This is a genomic window from Neisseria sp. HMSC055H02, assembly GCF_001813335.1.
Taxonomy (GTDB): Bacteria; Pseudomonadota; Gammaproteobacteria; order Burkholderiales; family Neisseriaceae; genus Neisseria; species Neisseria sicca_C.
Map to the genome: position 1 here is coordinate 87,526 of NZ_KV812067.1, position 528 is coordinate 88,053.

1 pseudogene is annotated in these 528 nt (G+C 53.4%); it reads left to right on the forward strand.

The features are described from left to right. Positions 1 to 528: pseudogene (locus HMPREF2907_RS01665) on the forward strand (IS30 family transposase); the annotation flags it as partial.

Consider the following 528-nt stretch of genomic DNA (forward strand, 5'->3'; position numbering starts at 1 on the left):
CGACACCCTTATCCGCCGCAAACTCAGTCCGAACAGGTATGTGCCTACCTGCGCAAACACCACGGGATCACACTCCATCACAGCACCGTTTACCGCTACCTCCGCCAAGACAAAAGCAACGGCGGCACGTTGTGGCAACACCACAGAATATGCAGCAAACCCTACCGCAAACGCTACGGCAGCACATGGACCGGAGGCAAAGTGCCCGACCGCGTCGGCATAGAAAACCGACCCGCCATCGTCGACCGGAAAACCCGCATCGGCGATTGGGAGGCCGACACCATCATCGGCAAAGATCAGAAAAGCGCATTATTGACCTTGGTCGAACGCAATACCCGCTACACCATCATCTGCAAATTGGATAACTTAAAGGCCGAAGATACTGCCCGGGCGGCCATTAGGGTATTAAAGGTCTATAAAGCCAGAGTCCACACCATCACCATGGATAACGGCAAAGAGTTCTGCCAACACACCCAAATAGCCAAAGCATTAAAGGCAGAAACCTATTTTTGCCGCCCTTACCATTCG